Here is a 17,421-nt window from a genome sequence, read left to right as displayed (position 1 = left end):
ACATACGGAATTTTATGTTGTTTATTTTGTTGTGGTTTTGTAATCTTTTTTGTGAAAATATCTTCAAGTAAGGAATTTATTTGCCGATATATATAGAACAATAAAAACAATAGTTAATTTGGTCTTCGCAAAGCCTGTGAGAAGGGGAATACTCAATGAAATTTAGCCATAAGGTGGTCGCAGCATCATCGGCCTTACTGCTAGTCACAGTATCACTACTGTCTATTCAGCAGCTATACACTGTTCGAGGAGCGGTTGAGAGTCATGTCAACGCCAGCCTCAAGGAGATGGTTGCAGGTGTGAAAAATACCGTTATATCTGAAATGACGGCCAAAAAAGCACTTGCCCAATCGACAACTGAAGTTATCGAAATTGCACCGCAAGATCGTGACTACGTAAAAACTATCTTAGAAAAACCAAAACTAAAGAGCAGCTTTCTCGCTGTAGGCTTTGGTTATGAAGCGAATGGTTTTGTTATCGAGAATGATGACGGTTGGGACGCAGGTCCAGACTACGACCCTCGTGTTCGTCCTTGGTACATTGATGCTAAATCTAAAAACTCTCTTGTTGTAACAGCCCCATATGTAGATGCATCAAGCAAAAAAGTCATTATCTCTGTGGGTACACCCGTTAAAGATAATGGCCAATTCACAGCAGGTATGTTCTACGACTTAGAACTGACCAACTTAGCGACACTCGTGAATAAGGTGAACTTGTTTGACGCTGGTTACCTATTCCTAGTTACTGCTGACGGCACGACCATCGCGCACCCAGAAGCGAAGAACAATGGTGAGAAGCTTTCAAGCTACCTACCACAAGCTTCTATTCGCGAAGGTTCGCAGACTATTGAAATTGACGGTAAGTCGTTCCTAGTAAGCTTTACGCCTATTCCAAGTGAATACTGGTATGTGGGTGCGATTCTCGACGAAGAAATTGCTTTCCAAACGGTTTCTGAACTGAAAAGCAGCTCGATCATCTACTCTTTGATTGCTGTTGTTCTGAGCGTTATCGCACTAACCGTGCTGATTCGTGTACTAATGCGTCCACTAGACGCACTAAACCAAGCGATCAATGATGTGGCAAGCGGTCAAGGTGACCTAACTAAGCGCCTAGATACCAACACAGACCAAGAGTTCTCTGAACTTGCGAAAGGCTTCAATACCTTCACTGAGAATCTTCAGAAACAGATTATTCAATCGAAAGCGATTGGTGTTGAAATCAAGCGCGGTACTGAAATCACGGTTCAAGGTGCAGAAGAGTCTGCACACGCGATGAGCACACAGCTTCAAGAACTTGAACAGCTCGCAACCGCAATGAACGAGATGGCCGTAACGGCGACCGAAGTGGCAAACAACGCCCAAGGCGCGGCAGCAGCAGCTCGTGAAGCCGATGAAGCGACACTAGATGGTACTTCAGTGGTAAGCGATACTACGCAAGCCATTGACAACCTATCTTCTCGTATTGACCAAGCGGTAGCTGAAGTTGAAGTACTTGAGTCTGCGACTGCAAACATCGAAACGATCTTGAAAGTAATCAACGACATTGCTGACCAAACTAACCTACTAGCACTGAACGCAGCTATCGAAGCAGCTCGTGCAGGTGAATCTGGTCGTGGTTTTGCGGTTGTTGCAGACGAAGTTCGTACCCTGGCGCAGCGTACACAAGAGTCGACTACTGAGATTCGCAACATGATTGAACAGCTTCAAGCTGGCGCAAGCTCAGTATCGAACGCAATGAATCAGAGTAAAGACACTGCAACAGATGCAGTAGAGCGTGCTCAAGAAGCGAACTCGGCACTTGACCGTATCCGTGATGCAATTCAACGTATCTCTGATATGAACATTCAAATCGCATCAGCGGCTGAAGAGCAAAGCCTAGTAGCAGAAGAGATCAACAACAACACGGTGAAGATCAAAGACCTATCAACTCAGGTATCTGAATCAGCACAGCAGGCAAACGAAGCAATGCAAGTACAAACAGATAACGTTCGCCAACAAGATGAGTTGCTGAACAAGTTCGTCGTGTAACTCGCGTTAGTGTTCAATAGCTTAATCGCTATTAATGACTGAAAAAGCAAAGGCCAGTTTGAATATCAAACTGGCCTTTTTAATACGAATTGCCCTGCCCTAGTTACTTAATTAGAACTCAACTAAGCCGATTCACTCTCAGGGTTGGCCAGTAACATCAAGCAGCTGTTGGCTTCCACTTTCAGTGTTAGTGTCTTCTCATCACTCTCAAACACTTTACCTGAGAGGGTATCAGTTACAGAGCCACACCAAGTCAGATTGGCTGTTTTACTGCGCTTAGACTTGTTAATCACCACAATGCCTTTGTCGCCACGAACGAACACTAATAGATCATCATTCGCTTCAACAACACGCATTGTTTCACCATGAGTAGAGTTGTGGAACTGAATCATTCCACGCATGTATGGCGCTTTCCAATCCTTGAACCAACGTGGCTTACCATCACGGTCTTTGATACCACTCGTATCAAGCTCGCTATATATCAAAGGCACACCACCATCGCGCCCTAAAATGAATGCGGTGGCCAGTTTCTCAGCATCTTCATCCATCACGTATTCAAGAAATACGTCGTTGTTCGGGATATCGTGAGTCACGGCAAAAGTGATCGCTCGCGTATTCGAGAGAGCCTGACCAAAACAGTATGGGTTGATCAACGACTTAAAGCTTCCCTTCTTGTCAAAAGCCTTGAAGATAGTATTGAATAGCGGGAAATCGTAAGCTCCTAAGCGAGTATGCTTAAGATATGGCTCTAGAAACAGCTCGTACTCTTCTTCAGTTGCACCGCCATCAGTGATGATCTCCCCAAAGATATGCATTTGCTCGCAAATATCGTCTGTCCATACCTTACGCAGATGCGCTAGAGTCATATGCTTAGCCGCATCAATACGGAAGCCTTTGACACCCATGGCTTTCAATGCTTTCAAGTAACTGCGCTGTTGCTCAACAACGTTTTCGTTGTCTAACAAGGTTGGTAAGCCTGGATCAGTTGGGCCACCAGTAATACGACCGTTCTGCACTTCCCATTTATCACGCCAGTTCTTAATGCCGAATGCTTCAACAAAATCGTTCTCATCAAATAGTGGCTTCGACAAATCACCGAACAATCGAATCGACTCGTAATATTCTGGCGCTTGTTGGTAATCGTTAAGATCGTTTTGATTTGGGTACGTCAGGTCGCTGCGAATGCTCGACTCATTCGCCATATGGTTAAATACCACATCGACATAAGTTCTTAAGCCATGCTGCCTAAGGATATCAACCATTGCAGCAAAGTCTTTTGTGTCACCCAACTGGTTGTCGATGACACGATAATCTTGGGGTTGGTAGCGCTGCCACCATTGGGTTGGTTTCTGTTGTGGTTTGTTCTTATCGCTACGTAGCGACTTCATTGCTGGTGAAACCAATACTGATTTATAGCCTAGCTCTTGAATCAGTGCAGCGTTATCCGCGATGTCGGCATAACGCCAATCGAAGGCGTGTAAAATAACATCCGTGGCTGGTTGGTTTAACATTGCTGAACTCTCCATATGGTTCTCCTACCAAACTCAGTCGCAACCTTAAACTACAGAGTAAAAGACGAAGGTTGCAGATACATTCTCTCTAAGAATGGCGTTAATTATATTGCCATGCCTAAGAATTCCATCCTCCTACCTAGCTAAGGCTTAGGGGGATAAATCAGGGCGTAGCCAAAAATATCGCATAACATCTGGGATGAAGAACTCCACCATATTTAAGGAAAACTGGCTTCAAGTATCAAAAAAGGAGCGTATTTACGCTCCTTTATATTCCACTACATGCTTAATCACTAGGTACGATACAGTACTTTCACTACATGCCAACCAAATTTGGTTTTCACCAAGTGTGGTACTAATGTTTCTCCGGTAAAGCACACTTTGTCGAACTGAGGCACCATTTGGCCCTTTTTGAACTCACCTAAGTCGCCGCCTTTTTTGCCTGATGGGCAGGTTGAATACTTCTTAGCAAGAGTCTGAAATTTAGCACCTTTTTTCAGCTGCTTAATGATGTCTTCTGCCTGTTCTTTATGCTTCACTAAAATATGAAGCGCTGCTGCGGTTCTTGCCATGATCTTTCTCATTGTGTTGCGATGCGGGGATTTTAACTCAAGACTGACCAATCTTCACTCCATTAAGCTCGGCTAAGCCCAAAACAACGGTAAAATTGATTAAGTCCCTTGCCGCAGTGCGTGATTCCATTTACATTGCTTTTTATAAATAAAAAAACAACGACGAAATCAGGAGACAACAATGGCGAAAACGATCAGTAAGGCGAGCCAGTCTCAGGGGATGCTTATGTTTAAGCTATCTTTGACTCAGAGTTTTGCTATCGGCACGTTGAAAGTAAGAGAGATCGTTCCCTTTCAGCCAATGACTCAACTGCCCTACTCTCACCACCATGTTATCGGCACTGTCACCATACGTGACCTCACCGTTCCTGTGATTGATATGTCGGTAGCGGTCGGCTTTCGACCGATTTCACCGCAAGAGTATCAAAGCTGTGTTTTGATCGTCACAGACTGCTTAAGAACCGTCGTTGCATTCTTAGTTCGCTCTATCGACAAGATCATCGAGTGTGATTGGCGAAGCATTGAATCACCGCCACCGAGCGTCGGCCGAAATGTTTTTGTCACTGGTATTACGCGCTATGAAGATCGCATCGTACAAATGCTGGATGTTGAGTTGCTACTGTCAAAAATCTACCCTGAATATGAGAATGCTCAGATCCCAATGTTGACTGACATCGAACGTGAACGACTGAAGGCCCTCAACATTCTTTTGGTTGATGACTCACTCATCGCCAGAAAGCAGCTCTCGGACGCGCTTGATAGTATCAATATTCCTTATAGCATCTGTAATAACGGTATGGACGCGTTGAAAATGATGCACGATCAAGCACAACGCGGGCAAGCGATAGACCTTCTTGTGAGTGATATTGAGATGCCGGGGCTTGATGGCTATGAACTGGCGTTTGAAGTACAAAATGATGATTCACTGCGCCACGCTTACTGTATTTTGCATACTTCGCTGTCGAGTGAGATCTGTGTTGATAGAGCGCGACAAGTCGGTGCGCATGAGGCGCTAGAAAAGTTCAATGCAGGTGAATTGATTGAAGCGATGCTAAAAGGCGCAAAATCACTAGAAAATACGCCTAAAAAGCAACAAGTTACGATTTAACGGTGAGAGAACCTCACCGCTATCTTGAGCTTTACTTCTTCGGCATCGGGTAGCTTTTGCTCACAAACTCCACCTCTTCTACACCTTCGATAAAGTTTGTTAGTGACGTCAACGCATACAAAGTGTTGGCAACTAAGTTGGCGTATTTGAATAAGATATCAGCCGGTGACTTTTTACCACTGTGTTCGACTGCCACCAGCGCTCTCACCACTTTCTTTGCTTGGCAACGCGCCAAATGCAGCTCGCTCGCAACTCGGCAACCTCCTGGCAATACAAATCCAGAGAATCCACCCTCTAAGCGTTCGCGTATCGCATGATAGTCGGCCTTGAGCTCACTCAGCTCTCGTTCAGTGATCGCCAGCTTCCCTCGAACCGAACCATTCAAATGATAAACATTTGGCTGCAAGCGAGTTAAAACGTCTCGAACTTGCGGCTCAAGATCCATGGTGAGAATTAAGCCAATACGACAGCACAGCTCGTCGGAGAGGATCTCAAAATCACACGCAGGACTCTCTTCGTAAATAAACGGATAACAGAATTCATCCCAATCTCGGCTTACTGGTTTCACTTAATGCTCCTAATAGGTATCTCGCGCACACTATTAGATATTACCTTGGTAAAAGCAAACATAAACACAACCTTGGGCGCATAAAAAAGGCCCTCACAAGACGCGAGAGCCATTCATCAAAGAACGAATCTAGTTTATTCGTTCGATACTTTTTTGTGACCTTCTTGTAGGTGAACGAAGTCCACTAGATCATCGCCTGACACTTGGTATGCTTGACCAAAGCCTTTAACGAACAAGCCGTTTTCTGCTTTAAGGTTAAACAGTGAGAAGTCTTGAAGCTGGCTTAAACCATCAATGATCTCACCAAAGCGCTCCTTCATTTGCCCTATAACTTGCGTCCAAAGCTCACTCTCACGCTCAACAACGGATGCCGTTGCATCAAACGTCAAACGCTTACGAGCATAAAGCTGTTTTGAGCTCTCTTCGTCTTCAATCATCATCAATGAGACGTTCGGGTTCGCTTTCAAGTTGCGAGCGTGACGTGCGATATCAGAAATTAAAACAAAATAGCCCTCTTGGTTTTGAACAAACGGCGCGTAGCTTACGTTTGGACGACCTTCTTCATCAACAGTAGCCAGTTGCAGCGTACGACGCTCTTGACGGAACTCTTTGATTTCAGGACCTAAACGACCTTGAAGACGTTCTTGTTTTACTTGCTGTTCCATGGTGATTCCTTTATTTACTTTCTCTAAATTATTATATTTTTAGCCAAGGAGAAACACTGTTGTTTCCCCTTGGTTCGCTCTAATCGTTGTTCATCTCAAGTCGCGAAACTTTGGGGTTAGCCTTGCGCCTTTAACGCGTTGAAGCGTTCTACTTGATCAGCAATAAGCTCACGTTTTTCGTCACGACCTAGGTAGATCTTAAAGACGTTTTCGCCAGTTTCGCTGAAGAAACCAAAGTAGTGACTCTCACGCCCCATGAATGGTTTACTCACCAACGCCACATGTTTCACGTTGTCTAATTTAAGGTGACCGTGTAGCTCACCCTCTTTGCCCATCAGGTTGTAGTAACCACGAGCCACTTTACCTTTAGGGAAAGGCGCCTTAACTTCAAAGATTGAACCAAACGAATGAACGATCGTCGTTACTGGGCCCCAGCCAACCAAGCCCTCAAGGATCTCTTGAACGCGAGAACCATCTAGCATTACAGACATGTCGCCTGGGAATGCAGCCACAACTTCCGCTTCGGTCACATTTAACTTTTCTGCAATCGCTGTAGGTAGTAGCTTAGGCTCTTCTTCAAGAATACGAGCCACGCTTTGCTCTAGTGTTTCGATCATATCTACCGTTGTATCTGTCATTGAATTCATTTCCATTATTAATTATGCGTGTTTCTTTACAGCATGTGGGTGATGAGCAGGACGCGAAGGTCTTGCTTGTGGATTCGCTTCAAAGTACTCCGCATTCAAAATTTGAATAACGCTTTGCGCTAATGTCACAGCCCAGAAGCTGCCCGCATTGGTTAAAGTTAAGTAGTCTTCAGATAATTGGACCAGTTCGTTATTTTGCCAATGCGAAAACAGAGGTTTTAAATAGTCAAACGTGTCTTGTCCCATGAAGGTAGGCAATAAGCTTCTGCGTACCACTCCAGAATCAAAACCCGCTTTAAGTGAAGAGAAGATAGGTTCAAGTTCGCTTTGCTTCGTCATCATGGCGATTGGAAGTTCGCCACGTTTAACCGAATCCATGTAAGTCTCTAGCGTTCGGTGCTGCATGATGCCGTGACCACCTACGTTACCACCGGCACCACAACCGATAGGCAGTACTTCGGCATATGTCTTAGCTAAACTGTTATAGATGCTGCGTTCGCGATTATCGCGGGCCCAATGGTTGACACTCAGTTTCTTCACCTTGTGCTTTTCCATGAACTCCACGCCAGCCAAATACATACTTGCTTTATCAGGAGTTGTCGCAGGAGGCGGAATTTTGCCTTTATCAACCAAGTTCAACATTGGCGCATCACCACCTACGATCAGTTGGTATAGGTCGATACCGTGAGCGCCTGTCGACATGTAATCGTGTAAGTCTTGCTCGAACACATCCATGGTTTGGTGTGGCAATCCGTAAAGTAGGTCAAGTACGATTGGGGCTTGTTCGGTTTTACTCAACGAGCTGATTCTCTCGAGAACCACTTCGCGGTCGTCTAACCTTTTTGCGCTGCGACGCACCTTGGTATTGAAGCTTTGAATACCAAAAGAGAATCGGTTGAAACCACCTTCTAGTGCACGATCAAACATCTCATCACTAAAACGGTTAATTCGTCCCTCTAGGGTCATTTCAACATCGTTTGCTAATGGGAAGTGTTCACGAATTGCCTTACCGAGTTGCTCGACTTGCAGTGCTGACAAATCGGTCGGTGTACCACCACCAATGTAAACCGCATGAAAAAGCCCAGACTGTGCCCAAGGCGTTTTTGCTTTTTGTTTTAATTCACAAAGCAGAGCTTCGAAATAGTCGTCAACAAGCTTGCGACTGGCTGCGTTTTGGAAGAAATTACAAAAAGTACAACGCACTCTGCAAAAGGGAATGTGAATATACAGACAACGTTTATCCTGCTTTTTGCCTTCCGTCAGCATCAATTCATCGAATAAATTCAACTTCTTATCTTGAGCAATCGGCGTCGAACTTCCACCAGCATGTGCAGAGTGCTTTTTCGCAAACGCAAAACGCAACGGATCCGGTGTTGAAACACCCAAAACAGATTCGTCAAATTTATAAATATTGAAAGTCATATAAATTACCTAAACGCTTACCGAGCAAAGCTTGGAAGACTATTCGCTAAAAACTGAGAGAATCATAAATAGCCTGAAATGATAATGCAATTGATAATTGATCTTATTTAGATTCTAAGCAATAATCGGTGCCAGATTTTCGTTTAGGTGAAGGGTTAATTGTGAACGTTCCAAGGTATGTCATAGCGGGGGGAGCCTCATTGGTGATTCATGCTGCGTTATTGTTTGTCGCGCAAGAATCAAAGGTATTTGCTATGCCAGCGGGCGCAGAATCTAAAACCGTTGCGCTCAATTTCAAGCCTCAACGTCCTACATCCGTTCAACGTGAAGAAACGGTTACCGAACCCGTTGAATCTGAAGTCACTCCTGAACCTGAAATTACAGAGGCGCCTGTAGAACCGACACCACCTCCAGTAGCAGAACCGAAAAAGGTTAAGCCGAAAAAAGAAGCGATCACTAACAAACCAAAACCTGAGCCCAAAAAAGAGCTCGTCAAAAAAACTGAGCCGAAACCACCAGTAAAAAAACAGGCAAAGAAAAAGCCCGTACAGAAAAAACCAGTCGAAAAGAAAGTGGTGGAAAAGAAACCTGAGCCTGTTAAACCACAGCCCGATAAGAAGATAGCCGAGAAAAAAGTAGAGCGTAGAGAGCACAATGAAGCTCAGCCTCAAGCGGTAAACCAAGGCCTTACAAATATAGAACCTGTACTAGTGACCAAACCCACCTTCAGTGCGCGTCCGACACCGCCTAAATACCCTAGGCAAGCAAGACGCAGAGGCGTAGAAGGGGTTGCTACTTATGAAATCTGGCTTGATGAAGACGGCAAGCAAGTTAAGCAAGCATTAGTGAATTCTTCAGGTGCCCTACTTCTTGATAAGGCTGCACTTGATGCGATCAAAAAATGGAAATTCTCACCACACACCGTAAATGGTCGAGCAATCGCTCACCGTGTACAAGTACCTGTTCGTTTTAAGTTGGACTAACACATGCAACAAATCAGTTATTTACAAGAGCAACTCGGCCTAATGACGTGGCCTTTGCTTATCTGCTCAGCACTTACTGCCATGATCATCGTTGAGCGTATTTTCCAAGTGATGCTGAGTATCGGTGTTGGACGCCGCGCTATTCGTAAAGAGCTTCACCAGATCGAACCAACAGATACTCGCCAGATTGAAACGCTAGCCGCTGACCTGTCCAACAAGCGACCTCTGCTCTACAAAGGCGTTTCGATGGTACTGGCTCACCACTCTTTTTCAAAGGGACTGCGCGAAGATGCCGCAGGTATTTGGCTTCAAGAGAAACGCCACCAGCTACATGCAGGTTTAAGACTGCTTGGTTTGATTGGCGTGATCAGCCCACTGATCGGCCTACTGGGTACCGTTCTCGGTCTCATTGAAATGTTTAAAGGCGTCGCTGCGACAACGGGCAGTATCACCCCGAATGACCTAGCTGATGGACTTGGCCTTGCGATGCGCACCACCGCAGCTGGTTTGATCATCGCTCTTCCCGCCATTTCCGGTGCACAACTGCTTGGTTTATGGGCCGACAGAGTATTGGCGAAATTGGAGCACACACTGAACTACGTCAACGTGTGGTTAGAAGGCATGTCGATGCAACCAACCACCACTCAAATTACGTCATCTCAGCAGACTGCTGCAACGGAAGGTGCGCGCTAGTCATGATCAAAGTCTCTCAGAATCACAATGCATCAAGCTTAGCGCCTGATCTGACGCCACTTTTGGACATTATCTTTATCGTGATGGTGTTCTTGCTTCTTACCGCTTCCGTGAAGTTGGAGTCGTTAGACGTTGAGTTACCAAGTAATGACAGCAGCAATGTGTCTGAGGTGCATAAAGACTCGATCAGCGTAAACCTGCTTAACCGCGAACCTTACTGGGCAATCAATGGCAAAGAGTACATTGATTGGGAGAACTTTAAGTTAGCGTTACTTGAAGAAGTCGGTTCTGGTGACAGCAAAAAGCCAATCATCATAGGTGCGGATAAAACCGCAGATGTGCAGAACCTCGTTAAGTTGCTCTCCTTCCTACAGGACAACGGTATCCCAGCAACGCAACTACTGACTGAAGGCGAATAAGCAGCCGACATTAGGCGGCAAACCTCAAAGGCGTAGGCACCAATCTACGCCTCGTAAAGATTTCAAATCATGTCGGCCATATATGCGAACCGACAAAAACAGACAATAAGAATAGAATTATGAATACAATTAAAGAGCTCAATCACAATCATTCAATTAAAAAGCCGCTTAAGAAGGGGCTACTTTCGATGGCAGCGCTTTTAGGCTTCTCCCTCGCAACTCATTCAGCGATTGCGGCCGACGATGCGCACCAACAACGCATTATCAGTGCCGGTAGTGCAGTCACGGAACTCGTGTTGGCACTTGGCGCCGAAGATCAACTGGTCGCAATTGATGTTACCAGCCGTTTCCCGCAATCAGACAAACTTCCTAAAATTGGCTACCACCGTAATCTATCAGCAGAAGGGCTTATTGCTCTGCAACCTACCACTCTAATCGGCTCTGATGAAATGGGTCCAGATACCGCAATTTCACAACTCAAATCTGCAGGGGTTGATGTTGAAATTGTTAACACAGAAGCAAGCGTAGAGGGCCTACTTAAGCGTATCGACCAAATCGCAGAGATCACGCATACAGAAGAGAACTCTAAAGCGGTAAAAGAGAGCGTGAATAAGAAAATCGCTGCGCTTGAAGCTAACCAAGTTCCTCAAAATGAAGCTAAAAAAGTGCTGTTCTTATTACTTCACGAAGGTCGCCCAGCGAATGTTGCGGGCAGTGAGACCTCTCCAAACGCGATCATCGAGCTTGCGGGTGGTATTAACCCAGCCGCGGATAGCTTAACTTCATACAAACCACTATCTATGGAGTCTATGGTGGAGATGCAGCCAGATATCATTCTTGTCAGTGGTCGTAGTTACCAAAAGATGGGCGGTGCAGATGCCATTCTCAAATCGCTACCAATGCTCGCCGCAACCCCAGCAGGCATGAACAAACAAATCATTACCGTTAACGGTAGCGCACTGGTAGGCGGTCTTGGCTTAGCAAGTCTTGCCGAAGCAAAACGCTTAAACGCACGTTTTTACCCGAATTAATTTACTGATTGTGCGTTTAGTTTAAGGCTCTCATTATGCTGTTAAGAACCGTCCCTTTAAAAACCTCAATGACAGGCTTTGGTATCGCCTTAGTCTTCATTGCCTTGTTTTCGATTACTGTTGGGCCAATGAACATTAGCTTGAGTGACAGTGCGGCTAGCTTGTTTATCCCAAACAACGAACTTGCTCCTCATATCAACCTCGTGATTCAAGAGATCCGACTGCCTCGAACCATTCTCTGTATGGTGATTGGTGCAATATTGGCGCTATGTGGCGCTGTTATGCAGGGGCTGTTCAGAAACCCATTAGCAGAGCCGGGGATCATTGGTGTTTCTGCAGGTGCTGCATTAGGTGCGGCGTTGGCAATCGTTCTATTTTCTGAATTGAGCCTTAACTACCCAGGTTTCATGAACTTTGCTGCGGTTCCTGTATTTGCTTTCCTTGGCGGCGCATTAACGACACTTTTAGTTTATAAGCTGGGTACAGGCAAGTTCGGTACTTCCGTGACCATCATGCTATTGGCAGGCGTCGCGATTAGTGCCCTGTCAGGTGCTGGTATTGGCTTTTTAAACTTCATCGCTGATGATCAAATGCTTAGGGATCTTTCTTTATGGTCGATGGGGTCATTGGCAGGAGCTAAATGGTCAGGGATTATTTTGGCCCTTGTTACCTTGGTTGTACTGTTTATCTTGTTTTATCGCCAAGCTATGTCGCTAAACGCCCTACTCCTAGGTGAATCAGAAGCACAACACTTAGGTATTCCCGTTCAAAAGCTCAAACGCCAGTTGATCTTGCTGACGGCAGCAGGTGTGGGTATTACGGTAAGCCTATCGGGTATGATTGGATTCATTGGCCTAGTAATTCCTCATTTGGGTCGCATGCTCGCAGGTCCAGATCACCGCATCTTACTTCCATTATCAGCAGTATTGGGCGCGCTATTACTGACCGCTGCGGATATGTTTTCACGCGTGGTACTAGCACCTGCCGAACTACCGGTTGGCATTGTCACCGCGATCATCGGCGCACCATTTTTCCTCTATCTACTGTTCCAACAAAAAGGGAGAATTTTGTAATGCACTCCCCAGCCTTAAAAGCCAGCGACATTCATGTAAAGTTTGGCAGTAAAGTTATTCTAGATAATGTCTCTATCGAGATCGAAGCAGGTAAAGTCACCACACTTCTTGGCCCAAATGGTGCTGGAAAAAGCACATTACTCAAGGCGTTATGCCAAGAGATTGAAAGCCAAGGTCACATCAATTACTTTGGTCGAGACAGATCACTATGGTCACCGGGTACGCTGGCCAAGCATTTAGCCATGCTCCCACAGCACAGTACGCTCACGTTCCCATTCCTCGCGAACGAAGTAGTTGAGCTTGGTGGCATTCCACTGCAAGAACCCAACCGAACACTGACTAGAATCGCGCAAGAGAAAATGGAGGCTGCAGATGTCTCTCATTTAGCTCAACGTCTGTACCCATCGCTTTCAGGCGGTGAGAAGCAGCGTGTGCACTTAGCTCGCGTGTTAACTCAACTGCACCATTCAGGTGATCAATGTGTATTGATGCTCGATGAGCCAACCTCAGCTCTTGATCTTGCTCATCAACACAACACGTTAAAAATCGCCCGTAAGATGGCTGACGAGCAAAACGCAGCGGTGATTGTAGTGCTCCATGACTTAAACCTCGCGGCGCAATATTCGGATCGTTTAGTGGTTCTGAAAGATGGACAGCTCGTCTGTGATGGGACGCCGTGGGAGGCACTAAAACCTGAGATGATTGAAGACGTCTATGGATATCGAAGTATCGTTGAAAAACATCCAACGATGAGCTTCCCTCAAGTCCATCCTGCTGGCTAAAAAACAAAAAGAGCACCTCATGGTGCTCTTTTTAGTTTCTAAAGGCTTAAAACGCCGTTCACGGCCATTTAAGCTATTGTCCAAATCAACAATAGGTGTTCTTGCTAAAGATTCACAAAAAATCGAACGATTAGATGTGCCAAATTCATTACTTTTTAACGTGGTTACCTCATTGTCTTTAGGTCAAACATAAGAGCCAAAGGATTGTAGACCATGAAACAGCAGGCACAAAAAAAGCTCCTAATGAGAAGCTTTTCTTTCAATGGATTATTTGCTCATTTGAATCAGAGACTTACCAATTAACCATTCTAGTTCTTTACCGCTTGTGTCACCAAACTGAGTTTCAGTCAGTTTGTATAGACGATCAATACCGTTTGCTGCGAACTCGTGTGCGCTTTCTGAAGTAACGATATGGTGGAATAGCAGGCGTAAGATTGCTAGGAACTCAGCATCTTCCAGGGCTTTAATCCAGCTATCAGAAAATGCATCTAGACCATTTTCAAAATCAATGTGTTCCATGAACATTTTGAAGATACGACCATCAAGCGCTGCCGTAAAATCTGTCTTCTTTGGAAAGTGGTGGCTAATACCAGTACGAGAAACACCCGTTTGTTGACTCAACGTCGTGTATGACATTTTGTCGTAACCCAGTCTTAGTAGCTGGTCAACTACGGCATCCATGATTTTCTGGATAGTGATTTCTGTATCTTCTTTACTACGCTTTGGCATATTCAGGCTCTTCTTTTTGTAAATCCATCTAACTCATCAAATGAAGTCAGAATGAAAATCGTTATCAGCATTATGTGAGTAAGGCGATTTTTCGCAAGTATTTACGCCTAAAAGCACGACAATACTCTGTACGACCAATTTTACAGTGTTGCGTCTTTGCGCACTTTGTTTAATTCGTCTTCGGAAATCACCTTACCGTTCTAAAGCAGTGTTTTAAAATAACCGCTTAGAATATGAAATGCGAAACAATAAATTCATTATATAAATACCTATCAAGCGATAGATACTCTTATAAAATCATTCAGGGTGCAACTAACTGAATGATATTCTGACAAATTAATGACACTAATTTTCAGAAAAATATGAGCTTGATCACACCCATATTCATATTTATAAAACGCCATGCTCATTGTTTTCCTCAACAAACAACATAGCATACCAATGCAAGATAGGCCAAAGGATTTAATTTTTGTAGATACAGATCAAATTGCTCGGTAAAATAACCGCAGATTTTGTAAGAGGATTATTTATGAACCAAGATGTTGGCACTAATGATGTATGCGAAGCTTGCGGTTGTGCAGGCGAAATGGGTTTCATCATTAAAGAAGGCGACGATGTAGCGGAAGTTGTAATCTACGGTAACTCGAAAGAAGCAATGGAAGCAGAGCTAGCTAAGTACATTGATTTAGCTAAACAAGTTTCAAGCAGCGTTGAGTTTGAATCAACGGATCTAACAGAAGAAAGCAACGAACTACGTACACGTTTTAAGTTCGAAGTAAGCGCAGAGAAGATTATTTTTGAACTAAAAACTCGTTCAATCGCTCGATAACGCGCCCTACTCAATTGTTAAAGACGAGCCTATTGCTCGTCTTTTTTTTCGAGAGTTTTCCAGGAAAGTGCTCCATTTGACTCAAAATCATTCTGCTCAGCACACTGAATCACAACACCAGATATTTCTAACACAGCCCCTAAGCTGTATGCCTTGTCGTCATAATAACAGACCCTTGGGTGCGTATTCTTTTGTGAAACAATCACGGCTTTTTTCGCTGGTACCGAAATAATATTGTCGGCATAAACGTTTGCGTTATTCCCAAATAGACCCGCGATTACTGTCAAAGATATGACTTTAATTGCATTTAATCTTTTCACTTATATTTCGCTCTCTTTTTAATTAGCTAAAATTAACAATTATCGGCAATATTTCTGGGCTCGTATGCAAATTCCGATATAGTAAGCACAACCCTGTTAGAAGATCGCCATTATGCTCAGAATTGTCACATTGCTTGCGTGCTTACTCACCATATCAAATAGTTATTCCCAGCCCCTCGATCACTATCAAATATTGAATCATCTCGACAATTACGGAAATCTCTATCTACGCAATAAGCCGTATACAGAGTTACCAAGTGGGCTGATCGTCAAAGGTAATTTAAATATAGAGAAAACTTCGATAAAACGACTGCCCAAAGGGCTAGAAATCGGTGGTAGCCTACAAGCCGCCAACAGCTTACTCAGTCGTGTACCATCAGGCACTTCCATCAAAGGCTATGCCAACTTACTTGGTAGTCAGATTCAAAATTGGCCGAAAGGAGTCAAGGTTGGTGGGTTTATCAACTTCACCGATACCCCCCTAAAGAAGTTGCCAAATGGCTTCCGTGTAAAAGGCGACTTGAGCTTAATCCGAACCCCATTGGCCGAATTACCAAATGGTATCGTGGTTGAAGGTAACCTTTATATTGGTGGCTCTGCGATTACGCAGTTTCCCGACGTGATGACAGTGAATGGCAATATCTATCTTGGTGGTAATGTTATTAGCAAGTGGCCAACGACACTGAACTTGGGGGGCGCCGTAGCCCGCTAAACTGGTTCCAGTATGACGGATTGTTATGTAAAGCGATCAAAAAAGGAGCATCACGCTCCTTTTTATATTTCACAAGTTCGTCGTTAAGCTAGTCGTTAAATTAAGAGACTAAATTAGCCGACGTTCTTTACCGGGTTAGCATAACTATTGATCAGATACTGATGAGCGCCTTGAGGAATGCTTGACAGTTTCTCTTCAAACTCACGTTTTACTGCGTCAGTGATGCTATCGTCTTCTTTGTCTGCTGCAAGCAGATTAACTGGGAACAACTTATAGTTCTCATGGATCTGACGGTCAATCTCTTCAGCCAATGCTTCAGGTGTTTCAAAATCTTGTTCAATCACTGAACCAAAGCCAACATGTACATGGCCTTTATTGCCAACAATACCTTGAATGATGCTTTCGATATCTTCAAATTCACCTTTTTCATATGAACCATTGACGTCTTTTTCAAACAGTTCAAGCGCTTTAGCAGTATCACATGGATCATTCTCGTAAGAGATCGCAACCGGAACGATTTTCAGCGATTTCACATACTCGGCGAATGCGACTTTCTGTTTACGTCCTTCAACGTGGAACATCTTAAGGATTGCTGGATCAGTGAAGTCGTTGCCATCTTTCGCACGTCCCTCTTTCTGCGCAATCCAGATAGAGTTTCCAGTATCTAGAGAGTGCTTGATATAAGAAGAGAGTTGACCAAGCGCTTTCATCATCTCACGCGGCCCTTTAAGCGAGCGCTTAACAATAAAGCTCTTGTTCAAACGCATAAGTTCAGTCGCGCATGGCTTCTTAAGCAGGTTATCACCAATCGCAATACGGCATGTGTTGTGGTTTTGCTGATGCAGTGCATAGTTAACCAAAGCCGGATCCATGGCGATATCGCGGTGGTTAGAGACAAACAAGTAAGACTGATTTTGATCTAACGACTCAAGCCCAGTGTAAGTCACACCTTTAGTGGTATTCGCTAAGGTATCACGAAGGTACTTTTTCACTTCGATCTGAATCGCTTCTACGCTCTGCAGCTTGCTCCACTTCATTTTTAGGTAAACACGCAAGATTGGGCTCATGATTGCTTGGAACCAAGCTGCGTGATTCGAGAAACGATAGTTTAGGATCGCGCTGATGAATTCTTCATCATTGATTAGGCGATCGAGTGCCGCAGGAATTTCGTCGTCATTATAAGGACGGATATCAATATATGGATCAGTCTGAGAGGTCATTTTTCACTACATCTAATAAAAAGCTGGCTCATTCTACGCATTGTTTTGCTTTCTCGCAGCTACAGAGCCCATACTTTTGACAAGGTCAGACCAGAAACATCGGATTTACC

19 protein-coding genes are annotated in these 17,421 nt (G+C 44.5%); 10 read left to right on the top strand and 9 right to left on the bottom strand.

The features are described 5' to 3' along the window. Positions 1-155: 155 nt before the first annotated feature. Positions 156-2,027 (top strand): methyl-accepting chemotaxis protein, encoded by a 1,872-nt coding sequence (locus tag L1D60_RS02995; protein ID WP_239839675.1) that lies wholly within the window; start codon positions 156-158, stop codon positions 2,025-2,027. 122 nt (positions 2,028-2,149) lie between these two features. Here L1D60_RS02995 and L1D60_RS02990 read toward each other — a convergent pair whose 3' ends face one another. After that, complete coding sequence (locus tag L1D60_RS02990; protein WP_239839674.1) at positions 2,150-3,553, bottom strand: alpha-amylase family glycosyl hydrolase; 1,404 nt, start codon at positions 3,551-3,553, stop codon at positions 2,150-2,152. 278 nt (positions 3,554-3,831) lie between these two features. Then, a complete protein-coding gene (gene ppiC / locus L1D60_RS02985; RefSeq protein WP_032550441.1) occupies positions 3,832-4,110 on the bottom strand; it encodes a peptidylprolyl isomerase PpiC in 279 nt (92 codons plus the stop codon). A gap of 181 nt (positions 4,111-4,291) precedes the next feature. On the opposite strand from ppiC, the gene L1D60_RS02980 reads away from it, so the two are divergent. Next, on the top strand, positions 4,292-5,218 hold the full coding sequence (locus L1D60_RS02980; protein WP_239839673.1) for a chemotaxis protein: 927 nt from the start codon (positions 4,292-4,294) through the stop codon (positions 5,216-5,218). A 31-nt stretch (positions 5,219-5,249) separates the two neighbouring features. Here the strand turns inward: L1D60_RS02980 and L1D60_RS02975 are convergent, their stop codons facing one another. From L1D60_RS02975 to hutW, 4 genes are all read right to left on the bottom strand, one after another. Further along, positions 5,250-5,786: an ATP:cob(I)alamin adenosyltransferase gene (locus tag L1D60_RS02975; protein WP_239839672.1), complete on the bottom strand. Its 537-nt coding sequence runs from the start codon at positions 5,784-5,786 to the stop codon at positions 5,250-5,252. Between the two features lie 134 nt (positions 5,787-5,920). Beyond that, entirely contained in the window at positions 5,921-6,451 is a 531-nt protein-coding gene (hutZ, locus tag L1D60_RS02970; RefSeq protein ID WP_239839671.1) for a heme utilization protein HutZ, read from the bottom strand. Between the two features lie 116 nt (positions 6,452-6,567). Next, positions 6,568-7,089, bottom strand: a complete 522-nt coding sequence (gene hutX / locus L1D60_RS02965; RefSeq protein ID WP_239839670.1) for a heme utilization cystosolic carrier protein HutX — start codon at positions 7,087-7,089, stop codon at positions 6,568-6,570. 21 nt (positions 7,090-7,110) lie between these two features. Beyond that, positions 7,111-8,520 (bottom strand): heme anaerobic degradation radical SAM methyltransferase ChuW/HutW, encoded by a 1,410-nt coding sequence (gene hutW, locus L1D60_RS02960; protein WP_239839669.1) that lies wholly within the window; start codon positions 8,518-8,520, stop codon positions 7,111-7,113. Between the two features lie 161 nt (positions 8,521-8,681). Between hutW and L1D60_RS02955 the strand changes: the two genes are divergently transcribed. The 6 genes from L1D60_RS02955 (at position 8,682) to L1D60_RS02930 (ending at position 13,501) form a co-directional block, all read left to right on the top strand. After that, entirely contained in the window at positions 8,682-9,503 is an 822-nt protein-coding gene (locus L1D60_RS02955; protein WP_239840434.1) for an energy transducer TonB, read from the top strand. Between the two features lie 3 nt (positions 9,504-9,506). Next, a complete protein-coding gene (locus L1D60_RS02950) occupies positions 9,507-10,196 on the top strand; it encodes a MotA/TolQ/ExbB proton channel family protein (RefSeq protein WP_239839668.1) in 690 nt (229 codons plus the stop codon). 2 nt (positions 10,197-10,198) lie between these two features. Next, on the top strand, positions 10,199-10,615 hold the full coding sequence (locus L1D60_RS02945; protein WP_239839667.1) for a biopolymer transporter ExbD: 417 nt from the start codon (positions 10,199-10,201) through the stop codon (positions 10,613-10,615). A 119-nt stretch (positions 10,616-10,734) separates the two neighbouring features. Next, the gene (locus L1D60_RS02940; protein ID WP_239839666.1) at positions 10,735-11,646 is read left to right on the top strand and encodes an ABC transporter substrate-binding protein; all 912 of its coding nucleotides are present in this window, start codon (positions 10,735-10,737) and stop codon (positions 11,644-11,646) included. Between the two features lie 35 nt (positions 11,647-11,681). Next, positions 11,682-12,719 carry an iron ABC transporter permease gene (locus L1D60_RS02935; RefSeq protein ID WP_239839665.1) on the top strand — a complete coding sequence of 346 codons (1,038 nt, stop codon included), beginning with the start codon at positions 11,682-11,684 and terminating at the stop codon, positions 12,717-12,719. Continuing rightward, the gene (locus tag L1D60_RS02930; protein ID WP_239839664.1) at positions 12,719-13,501 is read left to right on the top strand and encodes a heme ABC transporter ATP-binding protein; all 783 of its coding nucleotides are present in this window, start codon (positions 12,719-12,721) and stop codon (positions 13,499-13,501) included. The genes L1D60_RS02935 and L1D60_RS02930 overlap by 1 nt, the downstream gene beginning before the upstream one ends. 267 nt (positions 13,502-13,768) lie before the next feature. On the opposite strand, the gene L1D60_RS02925 is transcribed toward L1D60_RS02930, so the two are convergent. Further along, on the bottom strand, positions 13,769-14,230 hold the full coding sequence (locus tag L1D60_RS02925) for a TetR/AcrR family transcriptional regulator (RefSeq protein WP_032550453.1): 462 nt from the start codon (positions 14,228-14,230) through the stop codon (positions 13,769-13,771). A gap of 529 nt (positions 14,231-14,759) precedes the next feature. Between L1D60_RS02925 and L1D60_RS02920 the strand changes: the two genes are divergently transcribed. Beyond that, on the top strand, positions 14,760-15,059 hold the full coding sequence (locus L1D60_RS02920; RefSeq protein ID WP_239839663.1) for a YfcZ/YiiS family protein: 300 nt from the start codon (positions 14,760-14,762) through the stop codon (positions 15,057-15,059). Positions 15,060-15,088: 29 nt separating this feature from the next. Here L1D60_RS02920 and L1D60_RS02915 read toward each other — a convergent pair whose 3' ends face one another. Further along, positions 15,089-15,352 (bottom strand): DUF1496 domain-containing protein, encoded by a 264-nt coding sequence (locus tag L1D60_RS02915; protein WP_239840433.1) that lies wholly within the window; start codon positions 15,350-15,352, stop codon positions 15,089-15,091. Between the two features lie 139 nt (positions 15,353-15,491). Here L1D60_RS02915 and L1D60_RS02910 point away from each other — a divergent pair, with 139 nt between their 5' ends. Next, complete coding sequence (locus L1D60_RS02910) at positions 15,492-16,091, top strand: hypothetical protein (RefSeq protein ID WP_239839662.1); 600 nt, start codon at positions 15,492-15,494, stop codon at positions 16,089-16,091. A gap of 113 nt (positions 16,092-16,204) precedes the next feature. Here the strand turns inward: L1D60_RS02910 and L1D60_RS02905 are convergent, their stop codons facing one another. Then, positions 16,205-17,311, bottom strand: coding sequence for a 1-acyl-sn-glycerol-3-phosphate acyltransferase (locus L1D60_RS02905; RefSeq protein ID WP_239839661.1), 1,107 nt, complete (start codon positions 17,309-17,311; stop codon positions 16,205-16,207). Between the last annotated feature and the right edge of the window lie 110 nt (positions 17,312-17,421).

It is taken from the genome of Vibrio sp. Isolate30 (assembly GCF_022397975.1).
GTDB lineage: Bacteria > Pseudomonadota > Gammaproteobacteria > Enterobacterales > Vibrionaceae > Vibrio > Vibrio fortis.
This window is presented reverse-complemented; position numbering and strand designations above follow the sequence as displayed.